General features: G+C 63.1%; 23 protein-coding genes and 1 tRNA gene. 13 read left to right on the plus strand and 11 right to left on the minus strand.

The annotated features are described in order from the left end of the window. The first annotated feature begins 8 nt into the window (after positions 1-8). Together VLI63_RS08545 and VLI63_RS08550 are read left to right on the plus strand one after the other, a co-directional pair. Complete coding sequence (locus VLI63_RS08545) at positions 9-476, plus strand: hypothetical protein (protein ID WP_409156426.1); 468 nt, start codon at positions 9-11, stop codon at positions 474-476. Continuing rightward, positions 473-751, plus strand: a complete 279-nt coding sequence (locus VLI63_RS08550) for a hypothetical protein (protein WP_409156427.1) — start codon at positions 473-475, stop codon at positions 749-751. The genes VLI63_RS08545 and VLI63_RS08550 overlap by 4 nt, the downstream gene beginning before the upstream one ends. On the opposite strand, the gene VLI63_RS08555 is transcribed toward VLI63_RS08550, so the two are convergent. Continuing rightward, entirely contained in the window at positions 729-1709 is a 981-nt protein-coding gene (locus VLI63_RS08555; RefSeq protein WP_409156428.1) for a diacylglycerol/lipid kinase family protein, read from the minus strand. The two genes, VLI63_RS08550 and VLI63_RS08555, sit on opposite strands and share 23 nt — an antisense overlap. Before the next feature lie 38 nt (positions 1710-1747). Between VLI63_RS08555 and serS the strand changes: the two genes are divergently transcribed. The 3 genes from serS to VLI63_RS08570 all read left to right on the plus strand — a co-directional run bounded on the left by serS (position 1748) and on the right by VLI63_RS08570 (position 4104). Beyond that, positions 1748-3013: a serine--tRNA ligase gene (gene serS / locus VLI63_RS08560; protein ID WP_409156430.1), complete on the plus strand. Its 1266-nt coding sequence runs from the start codon at positions 1748-1750 to the stop codon at positions 3011-3013. After that, positions 3010-3810: an HAD family hydrolase gene (locus VLI63_RS08565; RefSeq protein ID WP_409156432.1), complete on the plus strand. Its 801-nt coding sequence runs from the start codon at positions 3010-3012 to the stop codon at positions 3808-3810. Before serS ends, VLI63_RS08565 begins: the two co-directional genes overlap by 4 nt. Positions 3811-4019: 209 nt before the next feature. After that, positions 4020-4104: transfer RNA gene (locus VLI63_RS08570), tRNA-Ser, on the plus strand. Positions 4105-4189: 85 nt separating this feature from the next. Here VLI63_RS08570 and VLI63_RS08575 read toward each other — a convergent pair. The 7 genes from VLI63_RS08575 to VLI63_RS08605 form a co-directional block, all read right to left on the minus strand. Next, positions 4190-5692 carry a GAF domain-containing sensor histidine kinase gene (locus VLI63_RS08575; RefSeq protein WP_409156434.1) on the minus strand — a complete coding sequence of 501 codons (1503 nt, stop codon included), beginning with the start codon at positions 5690-5692 and terminating at the stop codon, positions 4190-4192. A gap of 42 nt (positions 5693-5734) precedes the next feature. Continuing rightward, positions 5735-6415 (minus strand): response regulator, encoded by a 681-nt coding sequence (locus VLI63_RS08580; protein ID WP_409156436.1) that lies wholly within the window; start codon positions 6413-6415, stop codon positions 5735-5737. 6 nt (positions 6416-6421) lie between these two features. After that, positions 6422-6868, minus strand: a complete 447-nt coding sequence (locus VLI63_RS08585) for a response regulator (RefSeq protein WP_409156437.1) — start codon at positions 6866-6868, stop codon at positions 6422-6424. Positions 6869-6970: 102 nt separating this feature from the next. After that, on the minus strand, positions 6971-7600 hold the full coding sequence (locus VLI63_RS08590) for a pyridoxamine 5'-phosphate oxidase family protein (protein ID WP_409156439.1): 630 nt from the start codon (positions 7598-7600) through the stop codon (positions 6971-6973). After that, positions 7597-9261, minus strand: a complete 1665-nt coding sequence (locus VLI63_RS08595; protein WP_409156440.1) for a cation:proton antiporter — start codon at positions 9259-9261, stop codon at positions 7597-7599. The genes VLI63_RS08590 and VLI63_RS08595 overlap by 4 nt, the downstream gene beginning before the upstream one ends. A gap of 41 nt (positions 9262-9302) precedes the next feature. Then, on the minus strand, positions 9303-10007 hold the full coding sequence (locus VLI63_RS08600; RefSeq protein WP_409156441.1) for an alpha/beta fold hydrolase: 705 nt from the start codon (positions 10005-10007) through the stop codon (positions 9303-9305). 102 nt (positions 10008-10109) lie between these two features. Beyond that, positions 10110-10949 carry an alpha/beta fold hydrolase gene (locus tag VLI63_RS08605; protein ID WP_409156442.1) on the minus strand — a complete coding sequence of 280 codons (840 nt, stop codon included), beginning with the start codon at positions 10947-10949 and terminating at the stop codon, positions 10110-10112. A 177-nt stretch (positions 10950-11126) separates the two neighbouring features. On the opposite strand from VLI63_RS08605, the gene VLI63_RS08610 reads away from it, so the two are divergent. The 7 genes from VLI63_RS08610 (at position 11127) to VLI63_RS08640 (ending at position 17111) form a co-directional block, all read left to right on the plus strand. Beyond that, positions 11127-11948, plus strand: a complete 822-nt coding sequence (locus tag VLI63_RS08610; RefSeq protein WP_409156443.1) for an alpha/beta fold hydrolase — start codon at positions 11127-11129, stop codon at positions 11946-11948. Positions 11949-12008: 60 nt separating this feature from the next. Continuing rightward, positions 12009-12383 (plus strand): cupin domain-containing protein, encoded by a 375-nt coding sequence (locus tag VLI63_RS08615; RefSeq protein ID WP_409156444.1) that lies wholly within the window; start codon positions 12009-12011, stop codon positions 12381-12383. Next, positions 12380-13306, plus strand: coding sequence for an alpha/beta fold hydrolase (locus tag VLI63_RS08620; RefSeq protein WP_409156445.1), 927 nt, complete (start codon positions 12380-12382; stop codon positions 13304-13306). Before VLI63_RS08615 ends, VLI63_RS08620 begins: the two co-directional genes overlap by 4 nt. 139 nt (positions 13307-13445) lie before the next feature. Continuing rightward, entirely contained in the window at positions 13446-14357 is a 912-nt protein-coding gene (locus VLI63_RS08625; protein ID WP_409156446.1) for an SDR family NAD(P)-dependent oxidoreductase, read from the plus strand. 42 nt (positions 14358-14399) lie between these two features. Continuing rightward, the gene (locus VLI63_RS08630; protein WP_409156447.1) at positions 14400-15254 is read left to right on the plus strand and encodes an NAD(P)-dependent oxidoreductase; all 855 of its coding nucleotides are present in this window, start codon (positions 14400-14402) and stop codon (positions 15252-15254) included. Continuing rightward, entirely contained in the window at positions 15251-16081 is an 831-nt protein-coding gene (locus tag VLI63_RS08635) for a sulfite exporter TauE/SafE family protein (RefSeq protein WP_409156448.1), read from the plus strand. The genes VLI63_RS08630 and VLI63_RS08635 overlap by 4 nt, the downstream gene beginning before the upstream one ends. 4 nt (positions 16082-16085) lie before the next feature. After that, a complete protein-coding gene (locus VLI63_RS08640) occupies positions 16086-17111 on the plus strand; it encodes a transporter (protein ID WP_409156449.1) in 1026 nt (341 codons plus the stop codon). Between the two features lie 889 nt (positions 17112-18000). Here VLI63_RS08640 and VLI63_RS08645 read toward each other — a convergent pair. From VLI63_RS08645 to VLI63_RS08655, 3 genes are all read right to left on the minus strand, one after another. Beyond that, complete coding sequence (locus tag VLI63_RS08645) at positions 18001-18204, minus strand: hypothetical protein (RefSeq protein ID WP_409156450.1); 204 nt, start codon at positions 18202-18204, stop codon at positions 18001-18003. Between the two features lie 92 nt (positions 18205-18296). Then, positions 18297-18575, minus strand: a complete 279-nt coding sequence (locus tag VLI63_RS08650) for an NADPH-dependent FMN reductase (protein ID WP_409156451.1) — start codon at positions 18573-18575, stop codon at positions 18297-18299. A gap of 331 nt (positions 18576-18906) precedes the next feature. Beyond that, positions 18907-19443 (minus strand): MarR family winged helix-turn-helix transcriptional regulator, encoded by a 537-nt coding sequence (locus VLI63_RS08655; protein WP_409156452.1) that lies wholly within the window; start codon positions 19441-19443, stop codon positions 18907-18909. Between the two features lie 194 nt (positions 19444-19637). On the opposite strand from VLI63_RS08655, the gene VLI63_RS08660 reads away from it, so the two are divergent. Then, on the plus strand, positions 19638-20408 hold the full coding sequence (locus VLI63_RS08660; protein ID WP_409156453.1) for an electron transfer flavoprotein subunit beta/FixA family protein: 771 nt from the start codon (positions 19638-19640) through the stop codon (positions 20406-20408). The last annotated feature ends 1 nt before the right edge of the window (position 20409 follow it).

Raw genomic sequence — 20409 nt, forward strand, 5'->3', positions numbered from 1 at the left:
ATGGGGGCATGGAGAGCGAATCACCGTCGATGGACCCTCGCTACCGGGCGGAGTTCCAGCGCGGCTATCGCGGGGCAGCGGCGCCGGTCCCTCTCGTCGCTACACCGCGAGTGGATGAGCCGGACAAGGTCGGGATGCCGCCCATCGCGACCATGCCGGTCGAATCCGGGGTCGCGCCCGACGCGCCGGTCTCCGCTCCGGACATCGCCGAGCCGGAGGAGGCTCAGCGGCGTCGAAACCCCTACGTGCTCGCGATCCCGGTTGTTGCGATCGGGTTCATCGGGTTCGGCGCCTGGCTGCTTGTCTCCCAGTTCGTCTGGTCGTACTCCGGCGCCTTGGCGCCCGACAATTCCGTCGAGAGGCGACTCACCGTCGTGTTGTCCTACGTCTTTGGTCCTCCGCTCATCACTGTCGGCTTGGCCTCCCTGGTCGGCTACGCATTCTGGCTCGCGGTGCGGAGGCACCGGCGCCCATGAGAGGCGGGGAACGCGTGCTCATCGTGAGCATCGGGATCCTCTTTGTGGCCGCCATCGCACTGTGCTGGTACAACGCCGATTCTCCGCAGAGCTTCAGCAACACCGACTCCGCGGTGCCCTGGCCGGTGGTCTTGGCGCAGATCGCGTCCTCGGCGGCGTCGATCTTCGCTCTCGTCTGCCTGGCCTCGACCGCCGGACTCCTCTTCGTGCGAGCCGTTCGATGGACCGGAGCATCCCCCGACGACGAAGAATCTACGCCGGAACCTTCACCGTGAGCGCTCCCGGGTCCACCCACGCGTGCACGGACTTCGCCTCGCCGAACTCGTCGCCGTCGAGCTGGAACTCCTGGGGCTGCTCCACCGTCATCCGCAGGTCTTTGCCGGTCGCGTAGAGCACGTCTTTCACATCCGTGGTCAGGTCGATGATCGACCGGCCGAGCGCGCTCTTGCGCAGCACGCCGTTCTCCCAGGCCACCTTGTTCCACACCTTGACCCAGCCGAATGGCCCGCTCGGCTTGAGCGCGGCGATGTCGAGCACGCCGTCGTCGGGCTTCGCCTCCGGCATCAGAAGGATGCCTCCGGGCAGGGCGCCGCAATTGCCGACGATGATCGTGTGAACGCTCGTCGTGCGCTCCGGCGCCCCGTCGATGCTGAAGCGCAACTTCACGGGCTTGAGGTCGGGCAGGGCGCGCACTCCGGCATCGATGTAGGCGAGCCATCCGACCGCCTTCTTGAGCTTGGGGTTCGTGAGCGCGATCATCTTCGCATCGAGGCCGAGGCCCGCCATCACGAGGAAGGCGTGCTCTTCCGAAGTGCCGTCGGCCCGTTTGATCTCGGCGATCCCGAGGTCGATCTGGCGGTCGATCCCGGTGAACGCGGCACTGATCGACGCCGCCTGGTCGGTGAGGGTCAGCTCGAGGTTGCGGGCGAGTAGATTGCCGGTGCCAGAGGGGATGAGAGCGATCGGTACCCCCGAGTCACGCAGGGCCTCGGCCACTGCGCGGACGGTGCCGTCCCCGCCGGCGGCGAGCACGACGGCGGCGCCCTGGTCGAGCGCCGTCTTCGTCACGCTCTGCCCGGCATCCTCAACCGAAGTGGAGTACCACTGGGTCGTGCCCCAGCCGGCAGCCGCCTCGGCCTCGGCGACATGCGCTTCCAGCTTCGCCAGGTCCACCTTGATCGGGTTGTAGATGACGGCGGCGTGGTGGTCTTCGGGCTGCGGGGCGGCGGTCACGTGCTCTACGGTACGGCATTGCTCAATAGACTGGAGGGGTGATTGATCCGCAGCTTCTCCGTGACAATCCCGAGGTTTTCAAGGCATCGCAACGGGCGCGAGGTGAGTCCGACGGGCTCGTCGACGTGGCCGTGGACGCCGATGTGAAGCGACGGTCCGCCATCTCCGAGTCGGAGAGCCTTCGGGCGACTCAGAAGACCCTGGGCAAGCAGGTCGCCCAGGCGACAGGGGAGGAGAAGACCCGGCTGCTTGGCGAGGCCCAGGGGCTCGCCGCCCGCGTGAAGGAACTCGCCCAGGTGGCGGCGGATGCCGAAGCGGAATTCACCCGCTCGGTTCGCGGCATCGCCAACCCCATCATCGACGGCGTACCGGCCGGTGGCGAAGAGAACTTCGTCACCCTTCGGGAGGTCGGCGACAAGCCGGTGTTCGACTTCGAGCCGCGGGATCACCTCGAGCTCGGTGAGAAGCTCCGCGCCATCGACATGACTCGCGGCGCCAAGGTCTCGGGCAGCCGCTTCTACTTCCTGCGCGGCATCGGCGCGCGCCTCGAGATCGCGCTGATGAACCTGGCCCTCGACAAGGCGCTGTCCGAGGGCTTCGAGCCGCTCATCACCCCGACTCTGGTGCGGCCGGAGATCATGGACGGCACCGGATTCCTCGGCGCCCACTCCGACGAGATCTACTACCTCCCCGCCGACGACCTCTATCTCACCGGAACCAGCGAGGTGGCGCTCGCCGGATTCCACTCCGATGAGATCGTCGACCTCTCCGCCGGCCCCGCCCGCTACGCCGGCTGGTCCACCTGTTATCGCCGCGAAGCCGGTTCGGGCGGCCGCGATACCCGCGGCATCCTGCGCGTGCACCAGTTCAACAAGCTCGAGATGTTCAGTTACGTGCTGCCGGAGAATGCCGAAGCCGAGCACGAGAGGCTCGTCTCGTTCCAGGAGTCCATGCTGCAGGCGTGCGGCCTCAGCTATCGGGTGATCGATGTGGCTGCCGGGGATCTCGGATCCAGCGCCGCCCGCAAGTTCGACATCGAAGCCTGGGTGCCCACTCAGGGCGAGTATCGGGAACTCACGTCCACGAGCAACTGCACCACCTTCCAGGCCAGGCGCCTCGACATCCGTTACCGCCTCGAATCGGGCAAGACCACGCCGGTCGCCACCCTCAATGGCACGCTGGCCACCACCCGCTGGCTCGTCGCCATTCTCGAGACCCACCAGCAGTCGGATGGCTCGGTGCGCGTGCCGCCCGCCCTCCAGCCGTACCTCGGCGGCCTCGAATTGATGGAGCCGGTCGCGTGACGGAGCCCTGGCTGGTCGCGCTCGACATCGACGGCACCCTGATGCGCGAGGACGGCGTCGTCTCCGAGGAGGTGATCGCCGAGGTTCAGCGCGTGCGCGATGCCGGCCACGAGGTGATGCTCGCCACCGGACGATCGGTGTCGATGACCCTTCCGGTGCTGGAGCAGTTCCAGCTGACCCCCCACTACGTGGTCTGCTCCAACGGCGCGATCACCCTCGGACGCGATGCCGAGGCCCCCAGCGGCTATTCCCGCATCGCCGTCGACGCGTTCGATCCGACCGAGGTGCTCGCCACCATCCGCGAGAGCCTCGGAGGTGCGAGCTACGCGGTGGAAGACGAGGAGGGCTTCTACCGCTACACCGGCTCTTTTCCCGACTCGGCCCTCGGGGCCACGAGCGAGCAGGTGCCGTTCGAGCAGCTCGGCGCACACCTGGCGACACGCGTCGTCGTCATTTCGCCAGAGCACCAGATCGAGGACTTCCTCTCCATCGTGGAGAAGATGGGGCTGCACAAGGTCACCTACAACGTGGGCTGGACGGCCTGGCTCGACATCGCTCCGGACGGCGTCAACAAGGCGACCGCCCTGGAGCGGGTGCGCGAGTGGCTCGACATCCCGCGCTCGCGGGTGATCGCGGTGGGCGATGGACGCAACGACATCGACATGCTGCGCTGGGCTTCCGGCGAGGGCCGCGGGGTCGCGATGGGCCAGGCCCCGGACGAGGTGCTCGCCGTCGCGAATGAGGTCACTCTCTCGGATCTCGACGACGGCATCGCGGAGCTGTTCCGGACGTTCTGAGTCTCGCCCCGGTGTGGGCGCGCGGGCGCATTCTTCTTTAGGCGCCCTCTCGTAAACGAGTCGGGAGTAGATGCGACCTGTGAGCCTCGAAACCGGCATCGTCTCCCGAGTCGAATGGATACCGGATGCCGTGCTGAGCCGCGTCGTGCTGAGCCAGCCGCGCCGGGCCGCGCCGGTCGGCCTGTCGGCTAAGCTCGATCCGTACTTCAGGAGGGCTGTCCGAGCGGCCGATGGAGCCAGTCTTGAAAACTGGTGGGCAGAAATGTCTCTAGGGTTCGAATCCCTAGCCCTCCGCACTAAAAATGCTGATCAAAGCCTATATCGCATTAATTTGTTGGCGCATTTGCCCACAATTGCCCACAATTCGCACGTAATCCGCTCAGTCAGCGCTACCGGGCACGGGAATGCTTGCAGTGACGCGAGTACCTCTACCCGCTGGGCTGGTGATGGTTAGTACGCCGTGACTAGCTTCGATCCGATCGCTAAGTCCTAAGAGCCCGGTTCCTCGCAGAAGTTCGGCGCCGCCGACACCATCGTCTTCGACGATCAGGATCAGTTCGTTGAAGTCCGAGATTTTTCCAGACACTCGAATCCGACTTGCGTGAGCATGCTTGGTCGCATTCGTGATCGCCTCAGCGACGGTGAAGTAGCCCGTGGTTTCGATGCTGGTCGGCAGACGAGGGATGTTGAGGTCCAGATCAACGCATAGTCCGGTGTCGACGGCGAGCGAGCGTATTCCGGCCGCGAGCCCGCCGCGAGTGAGTGACGCGGGCAGGATCCCACGGACCACGTCTCGGAGCTGTCGGTTGGCTTCTTCGGCGTTCGCCAGCGCCTCGGTGAGAAGTTCGCTGAGGTCTTCTTCAGCGGCGTCCCGGGCGAGCTTGAGGGTGATGATGGCATGGATCAGGCGCTGCTGGGCGCCGTCGTGGACGTCGCGTTGCAGTCGCCGCCGGGCTTCGTCCGCTGCTGCGATGACGCGGGCGCGAGACTCTGTGAGTTTCTCCCGATGGTCGGCGTTCGAGATTGCCGCCGCGGCGAGGTCAGCGAATGCCTTGAGATGTTCCTCCGTTATATGCCCGAACGAAGCGGGCAATGTCACCTGAAGTGTTCCCCATGCTTCGTCGTCGATCAGGATTGGGACTCGAGCGATGCGGGATTCGGTCTCGGGGGAATTCCCTGCATGTGCGAGCGTTCGTTGTCCGGTCGGTTGCTTCTCATCTCCTTCGGCGAGTAGAACCTCAGCCTCGTAGACCCGGGCAGCCGCTTCGACGACGGCCTGGAATACATTCGGGAGGGGAGATTCGCGAGCCACCAGCTCAGCAACACCCCGGAGCGCAGCTTGTTCATCCGCCAGTCGCCTCAGGCTCTCGCGAGCCTCAGTGTGAGCGACTGCCGCCCATGTCAGTTGCGCGAAACCGGCCAACCGGGCTTCGGTGCGAGGGGAGAGCGGTCCGGTTTGCGAACTCGCCGAGCACATTCCCCAGACCGCACCCTCGACGAAAACTGGGACAGCGACGACGGCCCGGATGCCGAAGGGGCGAACCAGATCTTTATCCGACCACTCCTCCATGTCGTCGGCACGCACCGGCGCTCTGGTCGTTCCCACCCGTTCAGGGACTGAACCCGGGCCGTAAGTTGCTCGAACGCCGGGTGGTATCGGGCCGTTATGGGTGGCGACGCAGACCACAGTGTCGTCTTCTTCAAACCGGAGCAGGCTGACTTCCTGGCCATCGAGCAAGGCCGAGGCCTCGCGGCAGATGGTGGTGAGGATGTCTTCGGTGGGCCCGGAGGCGGCAAGGAGCGTTGCGACATTCCGGAGTGATTGCTCTTCGTCTACGAGTCGTCGAAGCTCGAGCTCTCTCAGCGGGGTGAGGGGGGTCACGTGACCGACGGAAGGCGGCATCCTGTCGGCAGAATCCACTGGCTAAGTCCCTTGAGTAGTGAAGAAGCGTAAGACTGCCTGCACCCGTCGATGGCCAGTCGCCTCCGGGGCGAGGTCCAGCTTTCGGAAGATCGACGTGACGTGCTTTTCGACCGCCGCGTTGCTGACGAGGAGGGTTTTTGCGATGCCGAAATTCGACTGGCCCCCAGCCATCGCTTTCAGGACGGCAAGTTCGCGGTCGGTAAGACGCGCGAGCGACTCCGGAACTCTGCGCGGACGCATCATTCGGGCGACTATGGCGGGGTCGAGAGCACTTCCCCCGTGCGCCACGCGGATGACCGCTTCCGTGAATTCATGGACGTCTCCGACGCGCTCCTTCAGAAGGTAGCCGGCACCCTCCGCTCGGTCGTTGATCAGGGCAAGTGCATACTCGGGGTCGTCGTATTGAGTCAGGACCATCACCCCCATCTCCGGAAGTCGATGTCGGAGTTCGATCGCAGCCCTGAGTCCGTCATCTCCGTGATCATGAGGAGGCATTCTGATGTCGACGACGGCCACGTCCGGACGGTAGGCCAGTGTGACGTTGAGCAGCTCGGCCGCGTCTCCAGTTTCCGCAACTACTTCGAGTCCAGCGTCGCCGAGAACGCGAACTATACCCTTTCGGAGAAGTAGGTCGTCTTCCCCTACCGAGACCCGTATCGGGTGAGCCACCGAAGTGTCCATCGCACCTCAGCCGGTGTGAAGTAAGGCGGTAAGAACTCCGCACGACAGCTCGCTCTTGGGGACGAAACCGGTCGCTCCCGCGTCGGTCGCGTCGTGCGCGGATGTGGCATCGCAGTCAGCCGAGACGAGGACGACGCGGACGGTCGAGGGCGGTGTGGTGATCAGCCTGCTCAACTCGAGTCCGTCTCCGTCGGGCAACCCGACATCGAGGAGGACGACGTCCGTCCTGTGGCGCGCCATTTGCGTGAGCGCATCCGATACATTACGCGCCTCGCCCTCGACGCGATAGCCGCATTCGGTCAGGATTCTTCTCGCCAATCCGCGGAACCCTTCATCATCGTCGACAACCAATACTGAAAGGCCCATCACCACGGTGTGCTTTGAGCGACGCTCAAAAATCGTATGGTTCGCCGGAATTCGACGCCCGGGCGGATGGACAGATCCCTCGATCATCGGCGGGCCTGAGCCGTTTCGCATTGGATTCGGGACTCTTTCATGACGTCGCTCTCGGCTTTTGCGCGGGCCCATCCGCGCAAAGCAGCACCGGGGGCAGCTTCATTCCAGGGCCAGCGTTGCAGAGTCAGCGATCTGCGCCTCCAGTGCGTGGATGCGTTCCCGGAATGGAGCGATCAGTTTCTCAACCTGTTCTGTGGTGAATCGTTGTGGGATGTGTTGAGGGCAATTCCAGTCGAACGCGGTCACAGCGACGACAATGCCGGCTTCTATGAGAGCGTCGTAACCCGGGGTTCTGAGCGACGAGATGAGGGCAGGGTCATCTTCTGCCCGGACAACTCGCGCCATCCCGAATAGTTTCAGTCTCCGCCGATCCGGGTAGTCGACGGCGATAAGAGCGACACGATCGCCACCGGCCAGATTGCCGGTGGAGACGTGTTGCAGATTGCCTCTGTACTCGGGCCATGCAATCGTGTGTTCGTCCAGAACGGAAACGAATCCGGGTGGCCCTCCCCGGAACTGCACATAAGGCCAACCCGTCTGGCTCACTGTCGACACGTAAAACCCGTCGCGTTCCTCCAGGAAGCTCACTTCTCGTGCTCCTAGCGCATCGACCTGGGCGTTGTTGTGCCCTTCGCGGGCCATCCGAGCGTAGAACTCGGCGCTGCCGTAGTCCTTCTGCACTCGGCGGACATCATTGGTGAAAGCGATACAGCCGTACTGACGACTCATCGGTCGACTCCTTCCGATCGTGACCGTTTCGGACCACTGCGGCCTCGACGACGAGGCATCCGCTCACCCCAATCTGAACGGGGAGATCTTTCGATTTCGTCGAGCACAGGCGCGGCGCGCAAGGACAGCTCCTCGATGTCGATGGACCGCAGCGCCGCGGCGACCACACTCTCTGGGAACAGGTGTTGCCTCCTCGCTGAGATGACGTACTGGCGTTCCGCCCGAATCATGACCTGCCGAAGCCGCTGATAGGTCATCAGCAATTTTTCGTTCTGATCGGTCTCGAGGAGTATCGAGTCTGTGATGAGGGTTGCGTTGACGCGCAACTGATCCACAACGCGGGCATGGTCGCGGTCAGTTACCTCGACCTCGAGACGTTCGAGCCCGCGGGCCTGGGCCTGAGCCATCAATTCCTCCCAGGCGGAGTGCTCCCTCATGTCGTCCGGAGGGGCCAGGTTCAGTAACGTGACGAGCCGGGGGAGCAGCAGACCGGTGAATAGTGATATTACGACCACGACGAATGCCATCAGTTGCAATAGTGATCGGCCCGGGGTCTCTGGTGGCAAGAGGAACGCTGCGGCGAGGGTGATGACGCCGCGCACATTTGCGGCGGAGATGATCGTGGCGTTCTTCCAGCGCAGGTCCTGCGTTCGCATGTACTTCGTACCGTGCTTGAAGATGCCGACCATCGCGAAAATGAATGCGAATCTGGCGCTGAAGAGTGTTCCGATCACCGCCGCACAGACGCCTACTGTGCCCCACCCGGTAAGTTCTGTCGCCGCTCCACGGACTATGGCTGCCGTGTTCAAGCCGATGAACAGGAAGACGGCGTTTTCGATCAGGAACGACGCAGTGCGCCAATTGACGGCTTCAGCGACGCGTGCCTCTGCCGACTGCACCTCCGGAGATCTGAATCCGAGGTAGAGCGCAGAGGTGACGACGGCGAGCACACCGGACCCGTGGATGGCGTCGGCGGCGATGAATGCGAAGTAGGGGGTGATCAGAGTGAGGCTGGTGTCGAGGACGGGGGCTCGAAGCCGGCTTCGGATCGTGGCCATCAGCCACCCGACTGCCAAGCCGACTCCTACGCCTCCCACGATGGCGAGCGCGAGGTCCGCCGCGACGTGCCCGGGGCTGGTGACCGAGACTATCGAGGCGATGCCGGTGTTCAGAAGTACGAGCGCAGTTGCATCGTTGAGGAGGCTCTCTCCTTCGAGAACGGTCACAACGCGGCGGGGTAGCTTGAGCCGGCCGGCTATCGCTGTGACTGCGCTGGCATCGGTGGGAGACACGACTGCGGCGAACGCGAAGGCGGCCGCAAGCCCTATCGTCGGCAGCAATAGGTGGGTGACCCACCCGACGGTGATAACGGTGAAAACGACTAGCCCGACGGACAGTTGCACGATGGGGTCACGTCGCGCGCGCACATCCACGACAGAGGTCCCGAAGGCAGCGGCGAACAGCAGCGCTGGCACGACTCCATACAAAACGAATTCCGGCTCAAGCTGCACTGTCGGCACGCCAGGGATAAAGGAGATACCCGCGCCGATTGCCACGAGAAGCACTGGCGCTGACCAACTAAAACGTCTGGCAAGCCCCGCGACCGTGACGGCGAGCAAGACGAAGACCACAACCCACCCAACGATCGCTTCTGGATTCATGGTGCCTCTCCGCAGTCAGTGGTTCGTCTTCCTGCTTGTGATCAGTCGGCTGACGCGATGGCCTCTCGCACGATCTTCACCACTTCCGCCGGGTGGGAGATCCCGACGACGTGGGACGCGCCCGGGAACTGCACAATTCTGCGTGCGCCAGCACGGTCGGCCATGGCATGGTGCGCTCCGGCGGGAATGTTGCGGTCTTCTTCGCCGAAGACGAACCAGCTCGGAACTGACTTCCAGATAGGTTCGCCAATCAGCGGATCGTTCAACGCAGCGACGGTCACAGGGCGCTGGGTGACGGACATCATCGCAGCCTGATCTTCCGGCAGGTCCGCGCAGAACTGTTGCCAGTACTTGTCCTGATCGATGTACAGGTCGGCGCCACCTGACATCAACGGAACCTCGACCAGGGTGTCGGCCAGGGTAGATCCGGGTACGAGCGCCGATGCCGTCGCCGGACTCTCGCCGGATTGCAGGGCAAAACCGGCGACGTAGACCGCGCCAATGATGTCACCTGCCCCGGCGTCGACTCCGGTGATAACGGCACCGCCGTAGGAATGCCCGACGAGCAGGACCGGGCCATCCAGCGTCGTGATGAGGTCGACCAGTGGAGCGGCGTCGCTGACGATACCGCGGAGGGGGTTGGCGTAAGCGATGATGCGATGGCCGTCGTCACTCAGCGGGGTGATTACGCCGTTCCAGCTGTCGGAATCGGCGAATGCACCATGGACGAGGATCACAGTAACCATGAGAATTCCGTTCGATTGAGGGTAGTTCGAAGTTGAGAAGTGATGGGGAGTTCTGGACCAGGCCGGGTCAGGTGGCCGATCCGGACCGAAAGGGTCATTCCGCTACGACGGGTCCACCAGGAACCGGAGCAGTTCCTGATTCACTTCCGCCGTGTGAGTGACAGGGTTGATGTGCGGCCCTCCGTCGATCTCCACGTAGCGGGCCGCCGGCAGCGCCTCGTGGGCGCGCAGTCCCTGCCCGTCGATGGACAGGATGCGGTCCGCGGTTCCGTGAAGGATCAGCGTCGGCACGTCGAATCGTTCGAGATCGGCATCGAAGTCCTCCAGCCACGTCTGCGGGCAGGCCCAGGTCGCGTAGGGGGATGCGTCGGCGCCGGCAGACCACATCGCCCGCACGGTATCCTCGCTGACGCGGTTCCCCTGATATTCATCGAGATTCAGAAAATTCCCCATCATGCCCGTCAGCCATGCGAATCGGTCTTCAACGATGGCCTGCTGTACGCCCTGGACTCCTGCCTCGTCGACACCCTTGGGATTGTCAGGGCTCTGCGCGAACGTCGGCGTCAGGCTTTCGATGAGCACCACGCTGCGCAGCCGATCTGTGCCGAAACGACCGATGTATCTCGCGACCTCACCCGTGCCAAGCGAGAATCCCACAAGGCTGGCATCGTGCACATCCAGGGTCCGGATAAGCACCTCGACATCGGCGCTGAGTGTGTCGAAGTCATACCCCGTGGTCGGTGCACTGGATCGGCCGAACCCGCGCCGGTCGATGGTAATGACGCGGTAGCCTGCAGCGAGCAGGGGGTGCAGTTGCGGCTCCCACGATCGGGCGTCGAACGGCCAGCCCGCAAGCAGCACTACCGCGCGGCCGCTGCCGTGGTCTTCGTAGTACAACTCGATCGGTGCCGAGTTCTCTTCGCCCACGGTGATGGTGGCCATTGCAGCTCCCTTGCTCGATAGTTGATGTCCCTACTGACACTCCGCCTTCGACGCGACCGCTGCACTCCGGTCAACCGGACGATTCTTCCGGCAAACCCCACCGTTTCCCGATTTCGCACGCCCCAGAATGAGCAGACAGTTCGGCGCACGGGCTGAAGTGAGAAGGAGGAGCCGACGATGCCAATAGTCACCACACCGGACGGGGTGGACATCTTCTTCAAGGACTGGGGAGCTGGTACTCCGGTCGTATTCAGCCACGGGTGGCCGCTCACCTCCGATGTATGGGATGGGTCGGCGAAGTTCGTGGCAGACCACGGCTTCCGCGCCATCGCACACGATCGGCGCGGCGGGGGCCGATCCAGTCAGCCCTGGGACGGCAACGACCTCGACCATTACGCCGACGACCTCGCCGCGGTCATCGAGTCTCTCGATCTTCACGACGCGGTGCTCGTCGGGCACTCAACGGGCGGTGGAGAAGTGACCCGCTACATCGGGCGCCACGGTACCGGCCGCGTCTCCAAGGTCGTGTTGCTCGGGGCGATTCCGCCGCTGATGCTGAAGACCGACGAGAACCCGGAAGGGTTGCCCATCGAACCTTTCGACCAGTTGAGGGAGAGCGTCCTGGCTGACCGATCTCAGTTCTACCGGGAATTGGCCTTCCCGTTCTATGGGGCCAACCGGGATCTCTCCACCGTGTCTGAAGGCGCCCGAGAGGCGTTCTGGCTCATGTCCATGACCGTCGGCATCAAGGGAGCGTTCGATTGCATCAGGGCTTTTTCCGAGACCGACCTCACCGAGGACCTGAAGAAGATCGACGTGCCGACGCTCATCTTGCATGGGGACGATGACCAGATCGTGCCGATCCAAGCGTCAGCCCTCAAGTCGTCGAAGATCGTGCCAAATGCGACGCTGAAGATCTATCCGGGTGCCCCCCACGGGTTGACCGGCCCGCACGAGCAGGAGTTCAACAACGACTTGCTTGAATTCCTGAACAGCTAAAGATCAACCCCCGACCCCCGCGCAAGGAGGTCACCCTCACGCAATAAAGGCGGTCCTTCGATGTCTGAAAGCACAACACCCCCGGCCGATGATCTCGCAAAGACCCTCAAGCGGACCGAGATCCAACACGTCAGCTCCTCCATTCCGGGGCGCGATATCGTGCAGGTCCTCACTGAGATCCCCGCTGGCGTCGAATCGGGTTGGCACACCCACCCCGGTGAAGAAGTCGGATACCTCCTCGCTGGCCGGGTGCAGATGAGCATCAAAGATACGCCGACCCTCATCTTGGACGCCGGAGACGGATTCCTGATCCCGCCCGGGACACCGCACAACGCCCTCGATCTCGGTCCCGAAACCGGGCGAATGCTCTCCTGTTACATCGTGGAAGCGGGCGCGCCCGTCGCCTCCTTCGTCGACGCCCCGACAGCGTCATGACGAGTCTGCTCGACGGACTCCTCCTGCAACATGCGGTGACCGGGCCGCTGGAGGTGTCCTACATGGACACCGGGCCACAGGATGGCGACCCGGTCATCCTCTTGCACGGCTGGCCTTACGACATCCACAGCTACGGTCGAGTCGCATCACTTCTCGCCGACGAGCGCCGGCGCATCATCATCCCCTATCTCCGGGGCCACGGCGGGACCGTGAGTCTCGAAGATGCAGGACGATCCGGGCAACAGGCCGCCATCGGTGCCGATGTCATCGAGCTAATGGACATGCTGGATATCGAACGTGCAGTCTTGGCCGGCTTCGACTGGGGAGGGCGCGCCGCATGCGTCGCGGCTGCGCTCTGGCCAGAGCGATGTTCGGGCCTGGTCTCCGTGACCGGGTACCTGATTCAAAACATCTCCGCATCACGGAGCCCTCTGCCCCCGGCGACCGAAGCTGGGCTCTGGTATTTCTTCTATTTCGCGACCGAACGGGGTCGGGCCGGTCTGGAAGCGAACCGTCGCGAAATCGCCCGCGTTGTCTGGACACGCAATTCGCCCGAGTGGGCCTTCACCGACGACGATCTCAACCTTGCGGCAGCCGCATTCGACAACCCTGCCTACGTGGATGTGGTCATCCACTCCTACCGGCATCGCCTCGGATTGGCGGCGGGGCATCAGCGATACGCCGAGCTCGAGCGGCGACTTGAATCTGCTCCCGCCATCACCGTGCCCACGGTCTCCCTCGATGGAGGTGCCGACGGGAACTTCCCGGCCACGGACGGCCGCGGATATTCCCAACACTTCACCGGCGCACACCGGCACCACGTCATCCAGGGAGCCGGACACAACCTCCCTCAGGAGAAGCCCGAGGCGTTCGCCGATGCGATTCTCGAGGCCGAGCTCCTGGCGAAGCGAGAACGTACGTGACTGAACGCACCCCGACCATGACGACCACGCCGCACGTCCTCCCTACCCCCTTCGGAGTCAGCTTGGGACTGAGCCACCTGTGGTCAGTGGTGACTGCTGCCATGGACGATCTAAATGTGCACGTCACAGGAGAGCCACGATGCCACTAATTACTTCTGATTTCGGATTCACCTCTACCGCCGCCGAGGTCGCCGAGGGCGTGGACCTCACCGGCAAGCGCGCGATCGTTACCGGCGCTGCGTCCGGAATAGGGATCGAAACGGCCAAGACTCTTGCTGCCCTCGGAGCCGAGGTCACGCTGGCAGTGAGGAATTTGGAAGCCGGGGAACGCACTGCCGAGACCATTTCTGCGGATACCGGCAACCAGGCCGTCCGCGCCGCAGTGCTCGACGTAGCCGACCTCGCCACCGTGCGACTTTTCGCATCCTCTTGGACCGGTCCGCTGCACATCCTGATCAACAATGCAGGAATCATGGCCACCCCCGAGACGCGGACGGAGGCGGGAATAGAGCTGCAGTTTGCGACAAACTATCTGGGGCATTTTGCACTCACGATTGGGCTGTACGACGCCTTGGCAGAGGCCGAAAACGCGCGCGTTGTGGCCCTGAGCTCAAGTGGGCATCTGATCTCCCCGGTCGTGTTCGACGACATCAATTTCCGATTCCGTCCTTACGATCCACTGCTCGCGTACGGACAATCGAAAACCGCGTCGGTGCTGTTTGCCGTCGGCGCTGCCGAGCGCTGGTCGGAAGACGGCATCGCAGTCAATGCTGTGATGCCAGGAGCGATCGCCACCGGCCTTCAAAAACACACCGGCGGATTGAAAACACCTCCGGAGCGGCGGAAGACCGTCGAGCAGGGGGCCTCGACCAGCATATTTGCGGCCATCTCCCCGCAACTCGAAGGAGTTAGCGGACGCTATTTCGAAAACAACAATGAGGCAGAAGTGGTGTATGACGGCAACGGATGGAGTTCGGGGGTCGCCTACTATGCACTCGACAACGACAACGCCAATCGCCTGTGGGAATTGGCCTTGACCTACATCGCCTGAGGCGTAGCGAAGACCCAGCAAGAAAGCAGTCAGGAAATCGGCATGGATATTTCTTCCCCCGTTCAATCCGTAGGGTTTATCGGGTTAGGCGATCAGGGTGCACCCATGGCACGCGCTGTTGCCGAATCGCCATTCCATCTGCGCGTGTGGGCTCGCCGCGCAGCGTCACTGGGGGCGCTGCACGGCCGACCGCACACCGCAGAGGCATCAGTCCGCGCTCTCGCAGCGGAAAGCGACATCGTGCTACTTGTACTACGAGACGATTCGGACGTCGAGGACGTACTATTCGACAAGGGACTGCTGGCGTCAATGCAACGTGGATCCATAATCGTGAATCACGGGACTGGTGACCCCGAGACTGCCGTTCGTTTTGCCGAACTCGCGGAGTTGCGCGGCATCAGTGTTCTCGACGCGCCCGTCAGCGGGGGCGGGCCCGGAGCTGAGCTCCGAAAGCTAACGACGATCGTTGGCGGCGACGCTGCTGCGTTCGAGCGGGCGCAGCCGGTGTTCGAAACGTTCTCCGCATCCACCGTCTACATGGGGGGGCCGGGTTCAGGGCAGGTAGCGAAGTTGCTCAACAATGCCCTCACGATGACGAATTTGAAGAACGCGGAAGATGTCCTTGGCATGGCGGATTCGATGGGGGTGAATGTGGCTGCTTTTCGGCATCTCCTTGCCTCCAGCAGCGGCGGCAGCTTCGTAATTCAGGCACTGGGAGACCAGATCACTCCGGAAATCGCCCCCCATTTGCAAGCTTTGATGGTGAGAGACATCGAACATTTCGCTGAAGGAGTCGGTCGCCTCGGAATCGACACATCAGAAGTTCGTGATCGCGGTCGCGCCGGGGCCGAGGGGCTGATTGAGGTAACCGAGCTTGTAGAGCGTCACCTGCGATGACAGCAGCGACATCTGGCGAACCTCGCCGGTGGGCAGTGCTCATCGCAATCGGCATCGTGGGAGGCGTGCTATCCGGAGTTTTTGCGATAGGCGGCGGGATCATCATGGTGCCGCTGTTGACCACGTTTGCGAAGCTGAATCAGCGAGTGGCCGCCGCCACCTCGCTCGCCGCGATTGTTCCAACCGCTATCGTCGGCTCGATCGCCTACCTTGTCGCGGGCGAGATAGATCTTGTCGCTGGCCTGTTCATCTCCATTGGTGCAGTGGTCGGGGCCATCGCCGGCAGCGCTCTGCTCAAGCGGATACCACTGTTTTGGCTGAGATGGATGTTCATAGCTTTCATTCTGTTGGTCGCCGTCAGGCTGATACTGGTGGCACCCGAGCGGGGCAACTCCCTCCAGTTCAGCGCACTGGTGGCGCTCGGATATGTCGGGCTTGGCCTCGGCATGGGTGTGCTGTCGGGGCTTTTCGGCATCGGCGGCGGTATCGTCGCCGTCCCGGCCCTGGTCGGGCTATTTGCCATCAGCGACCTGGTTGCGAAAGGGACATCGCTTGTCGTGATGATCCCCACAAGCGCCATCGGCACTGTCGCCAATTGGCGGGCCAGCACAGTCGATGTGCGAGCCGGCTTGCTTATAGGGGTTGCCGCAACTGCGGCTAGCATTCCGGGTGCCGCGTTATCGCTAGCTCTCCCCGCCAGACTTTCCGGGATCCTCTTCGCGCTCCTGCTCGTCGCGGTTGCTGCGCAACTCACCTATAAGGCGGTCAAGGCGCCCAAGAACGCACGCCAAATCGGTGCGGGAACGAACCTGGCGGGGAAGGAATGAGACTGTGGGTCATCACACCCCGCCTTCACTGCACCGCTCGGGGCAACCCCGGATACCGCTGAACACCCTGGCCATTGGGTTCGGTGCGGCCGGGCTCGCCAGCTTATGGACGACGGTTACATCTGCATTGAGGACGTCGCCCATCCCTTCCGAACTTCTTTGGATTTCCGCATCGATCGTTTGGGCGTGGCTGATCTTCGCCCACCTTTATCGAGGGAGGCACAGTGATGAGACTCTTCGATCACAACTGCGCCACCCCGCCCAGGGACCGATCGCCGCGATAGTGCCCGTGATTGGGATGCTGATCGGAGCGCACCTGCATCAGAGTTGGCCTGTAGGCGGAACGATATTAGTCCTCGCCTCGATCGTGACCGCCGCACTTTTTGCCGGGTGGATCCTGGCGTACTGGCACACCGGACGACTCACCCCGGAGGTAATCCACGGCGGATATTTCCTTCCCACCGTGGCCGCGGCCCTCGTCGGGGCGACAACGTCCTACAAGGTGGGTTTCCCCATGATCGCCTTTGGAGCCTTTGCTGTGGGCATCATTTTTTGGGTTGTTATCCTCACGGTACTGCTGGCGCGGCTTGCCTTCTTCCCGCCGCTACCGGGGCCGTTGACCCCAACGCTGGCGATCATCCTCGCCCCGCCGGCAGTCGCGGGCACGGCCTGGTTCGCTCTTCATGGGGAGAGGGCCGATGGAGTATCGCAAGGCTTGCTCGGGGTCACGGTCCTGATGCTGTTGCTTCAACTGTTCTTGGTGCCCGTCTATCGCAGAGTCCCGTTCAATCTGGGGTTCTGGTCGGTCACATTCCCTGTCGGGGCCGCCGCAACGTACCTGATTCAATGGCTCTCCATGGCATCATTCGCGGGATGGCAGATCGTCGCGTTGACTGTGGCCGGGGTAGCTTCCGCGTTGACTCTGGCCATTGTGATCCGCTCGTTGGTGCTTGTGTCCGCGGCGGGCCGCAGAGGGCGTTTCGCAGAAAACACGTTGCGTCAAGCGGATGACAAGGCCGAAGGCAGCTGAGAGGTGCAAGCCCCTACTAGGCAGCCGAAACGCTCGCGCGAAAAAGCCAGCGGTACATTCCGGACTGCATTCGACCGACCGACCGAACCCTTCGACTCGCGGATGAAGCTGCCCGGAGTCACTTCCGCCCGGCACGGCCCTTCACCAGGACGAGCTCGACCCCCGGCGCCTGGTCGCCAACGATGAGCGAGACAGGGTTACCCATAAACCAGGAAGAGTGACATGACCACACAATGAAAGACCTCATCGCCGCGTGACCCTACCGCGTGTTCGGCGAACGTGACGACGGTAAACGCGCTTTGGCGATTGCCGAAATCTTCACGAAAATATTGCGATCTCCGACCCGGGCGGGGTCTGCGTCGGCCCCAAAGACCAACCACCCGTTGTGACCGGAACGGACATCATCACTGTCGTAGGCGTGCGTACCACGGCGCTCCACACACTGCTTACATCACCGGCGGCGTCGAATGATCGCCCACACTGAGGCTGCCGGCCCGGCCGCACCAGGGGCGCACGAACTTTCAGATCACGAAAATACTTCGCTGACGGCCCAAGAGTCCTCATCCGGATGCATCCTGGCGATCTTGCGGGTGTGAACGAGGAACTGAATGGGCACTGGGATCTCGAAAGACCTTCCGATACCGGCGGACGAGTTGCCGATGGTGGCGAGAACGACAACGATTCCCCATCGATGAGGATGTTGTGTACGGTCGCCGATCCAGGTCCTGCGAATTGCGACCACATGGTGCGGAAGTGTTCCGCTACCCGCGATTTTTCCGTGCGAGGGCCGATCCAGGGGCGCGCGACCGCGAAGTGGTCGGCCACTTCATCGGCGTCTCCCGCCCCGACCTGCTCCAAGAAGCTGATGATTGGAGACCTGGTGTCAGGCTTATCGCGTTCCACGACTTCGTTCACCTTTCAGAGTTATCGCGAGTTCAGCCAGCTCGTCGAGCAGCTTGGCGAGGATCGCGTCTTCTTTGTCGTTCGGGACAAATGCTCCGCTCGCGAACCGAGGGCCGTTCAGGAGTGAAATCTCGACTTCCGCTGCCACCCGAACGATTCCGAGCACAGATAGCACCGGTTCGAGCGCCACGACACCTCGTGTTCCGGCCGAGATGCCTCGATAGCTGACGACCCCTGCCGACTTACGCCACTATTCGGCGGCGAGAAAGTCAAGCGCGTTCTTCAGTGCTGGCGGGTGACTGTAGTTTTTTCCCGCGTCACGAGAATGAACCCATCCGCAGCCGAGACGCGGGCACTCCAGTCACGTGTGTGCTGCTGGGTGTATTGCTGCATCCGCGGATGGTTCGGCTCGTCCATCAGCGGCAATCGGAGTTCACCGAGGTCGACGAAGTCGAGCTCGAACCGGCCGTCGGCCCGCGCGGTTCTCTCGACCCACTTTCCGATGGGAAGGCCCACCCGGCCGGGGCGGACGCTTCCAACGATGAGCATCACGTGTGTCATGAGTCGTGCCTGTCCTAGTGGTTTGTTACGCCGACGGACCTGTACTCCAGACTTGCAACAGCCTCCGTCCTGCGGGTTGCCGGAGAATTGTTCCGGCAAACCCCCCGACTACTTCACGCCGCCTTACATTACGTGGCTCTCGTGTGGAGATAAACGTGCCCACATCGTGCCCACAACTCATCAATATGTGGGCAAATTCAAGCGATCACAAGGCGTTCCGAAGTCTGTATTCACGAGGATATTCGCTGCCATCACGGGCTAAGGGTAGGGTTCGAATCCCTAGCCCTCCGCAGACCCCGAGCAGTCGCGTCTCCGACCTCGACCGAAGCGACTACAGCGGATCCGGCGGAGTCGGCGGATCGATGAAGTCTCCGGCCTGTCGGCGGAAGCGGGCGAGGATCCGCACCAGCTCGGTAAGGTCCTGCTCCGATATCCCCGGCTGTTCGAAGACCGCAGCGTTGAGAGCGGGGGATGCGCCGGAGACGATCTCGCGCCCGGCGGGCGTGATCGTGACGATGGTGGCACGGCCGTCGGTGGGATGAGCGGACCGGGTCACCAGGCCGTCACGCTCGAGCCGGTCCACCGTGTTCGTGACGCTCGTCGGATGCACCTGCAGACGCGCGCCGGCGCTGGCCATCGGTAGTTGGCCGTCCTTGGTGAAACTGAGAAGGGTGAGCATCTCGAATCGGGCGAAGGACAACCCGAAGGGCTTCAGGGTGCTCTCGACCCGGCCGAGCATGAGTTGCTGGGCGCGCATCAGGGAGGTGACGGCGGCCATGCCGTCGGCGGCCTGCGACCACCCGTGGCTGAGCCACTGGCGCTTCGCTTCGGCGATGGGATCGCTGGAGAGTGGGTTCGCAGGTGGCACCGGTCGGATCCTCCCCTCCACTGGATCCACCTCCCGTACCGGCACCGCCGGAGTCGCCGGCAGGCGGTCGGACCAGTGGTCCCAGACAAAGAAATATACTAGGAACTAGTTGTATTTGGTCGGAATCGCAATGAAATCACACGGACGGTATTCGCCCCGTAAGATCGCTTGGTATTCGAGGAATGGGCGTATCAATGAAGATCATCGTGCTGGTGAAGCAGGTGCCCGATACCTGGGGCGAGCGCAGGCTCGACACCTCGACGGGTCAATTGGATCGCTCGGCGAGTGACGCCGTGATCGACGAGATCGACGAGCGAGCGCTCGAAGTCGCCCTCCAGTACAAGGATTCTCACGATGCCGAGGTCATCGCGCTCTCGATGGGCCCCTCGACCGTCACCGAAATCCTTCGCAAGTCCTTGGCGATGGGAGCGGATGCCGCGCTCCACGTGAAGGACGAAGCCCTGTCCGGCTCCGACCTGTCCCGCACGGCCGCGGTGCTCGCCGCCGCCATCACCAAGAGCGGTTTCGACCTCGTGATCGCCGGGAACGAAGCGACGGATGGTCGCGGCGGTGTCATCCCGGCCATGATCGCCGAGCACCTCCGGGTGCCGAGCATGACCTATCTCGATTCGGTGGAATTCGCGGCGGACGGTATCAGCGGAGTGCGGGGCGATGAGCACGGCACCGTGGCCGTGCATGCCTCGCTGCCCGCGGTGATCTCGGTCACCGAGGCATCCGCGGAGGCGCGCTTTCCCAACTTCAAGGGCATCATGAAGGCGAAGAAGAAGCCGCTGGATGTCTGGACTCTCGCCGACCTCGAGCTCGACTCTTCCGGACTCGCGCCGAGCACCGAAGTCACCAGTACGACCGAGCGCCCGGCGCGCACCGCCGGAAAGAAGATCGTCGATGAAGGGAACGCGGGCAACGAGCTCGCAGAGTTCCTCGCCGCCGGACGCCTGATCTGAG

It is taken from the genome of Lacisediminihabitans sp. H27-G8, from assembly GCF_046156175.1.
Taxonomy (GTDB): Bacteria; Actinomycetota; Actinomycetes; order Actinomycetales; family Microbacteriaceae; genus Lacisediminihabitans.

Bases quoted from the DNA above. Each gene is read 5' to 3' on its own strand.
- VLI63_RS08545 (WP_409156426.1), top strand. From the start codon at position 9: ATGGAGAGCGAATCACCGTCGATGGACCCTCGCTACCGGGCGGAGTTC.
- VLI63_RS08550 (WP_409156427.1), top strand. From the start codon at position 473: ATGAGAGGCGGGGAACGCGTGCTCATCGTGAGCATCGGGATCCTCTTT.
- VLI63_RS08580 (WP_409156436.1), bottom strand. From the start codon at position 6,415: ATGGACACTTCGGTGGCTCACCCGATACGGGTCTCGGTAGGGGAAGAC.
- VLI63_RS08585 (WP_409156437.1), bottom strand. From the start codon at position 6,868: ATGATCGAGGGATCTGTCCATCCGCCCGGGCGTCGAATTCCGGCGAAC.
- VLI63_RS08590 (WP_409156439.1), bottom strand. From the start codon at position 7,600: ATGAGTCGTCAGTACGGCTGTATCGCTTTCACCAATGATGTCCGCCGA.
- VLI63_RS08595 (WP_409156440.1), bottom strand. From the start codon at position 9,261: ATGAATCCAGAAGCGATCGTTGGGTGGGTTGTGGTCTTCGTCTTGCTC.
- VLI63_RS08600 (WP_409156441.1), bottom strand. From the start codon at position 10,007: ATGGTTACTGTGATCCTCGTCCATGGTGCATTCGCCGATTCCGACAGC.
- VLI63_RS08605 (WP_409156442.1), bottom strand. From the start codon at position 10,949: ATGGCCACCATCACCGTGGGCGAAGAGAACTCGGCACCGATCGAGTTG.
- VLI63_RS08610 (WP_409156443.1), top strand. From the start codon at position 11,127: ATGCCAATAGTCACCACACCGGACGGGGTGGACATCTTCTTCAAGGAC.
- VLI63_RS08615 (WP_409156444.1), top strand. From the start codon at position 12,009: ATGTCTGAAAGCACAACACCCCCGGCCGATGATCTCGCAAAGACCCTC.
- VLI63_RS08620 (WP_409156445.1), top strand. From the start codon at position 12,380: ATGACGAGTCTGCTCGACGGACTCCTCCTGCAACATGCGGTGACCGGG.
- VLI63_RS08625 (WP_409156446.1), top strand. From the start codon at position 13,446: ATGCCACTAATTACTTCTGATTTCGGATTCACCTCTACCGCCGCCGAG.
- VLI63_RS08630 (WP_409156447.1), top strand. From the start codon at position 14,400: ATGGATATTTCTTCCCCCGTTCAATCCGTAGGGTTTATCGGGTTAGGC.
- VLI63_RS08635 (WP_409156448.1), top strand. From the start codon at position 15,251: ATGACAGCAGCGACATCTGGCGAACCTCGCCGGTGGGCAGTGCTCATC.
- VLI63_RS08650 (WP_409156451.1), bottom strand. From the start codon at position 18,575: ATGACACACGTGATGCTCATCGTTGGAAGCGTCCGCCCCGGCCGGGTG.
- VLI63_RS08660 (WP_409156453.1), top strand. From the start codon at position 19,638: ATGAAGATCATCGTGCTGGTGAAGCAGGTGCCCGATACCTGGGGCGAG.